Below are 245 nucleotides of genomic sequence, written 5' to 3'. Positions count from 1 at the left end.
CAGTGAAGATTTTAAGAGAAGGTTACACTGTTGCTAATGAAAACAGAGCAGTTGCTGTAACGGAAGCTCCGGAAACCGTGAAACAGTTTTTAAAACAACGTTTTCGCTGGACATACGGAATTATGCAGATGTTCTGGAAACAGAGACAGACCTTTTTAAATCCGAAATATAAAGGACTAGGACTTTGGGCAATGCCGAATATTTTATTGTTTCAGTATATTATTCCGTTTTTCTCGCCGCTTGCC

1 protein-coding gene is annotated in these 245 nt (G+C 39.2%); it reads left to right on the top strand.

Annotation, left to right across the window (positions count from 1 at the left end; genetic code table 11):
- The coding region (locus tag SCA31_RS25030; protein WP_410699647.1) for a glycosyltransferase at nt 1–245 on the top strand (245 nt) is incomplete at both ends.

The sequence above is a fragment of the Chryseobacterium sp. SIMBA_028 genome, assembly GCF_046535285.1.
Lineage (GTDB): Bacteria > Bacteroidota > Bacteroidia > Flavobacteriales > Weeksellaceae > Chryseobacterium.
The sequence above is the reverse complement of the archived record's forward strand: the minus strand, read 5'-3'. Positions and strand labels throughout refer to the sequence as shown.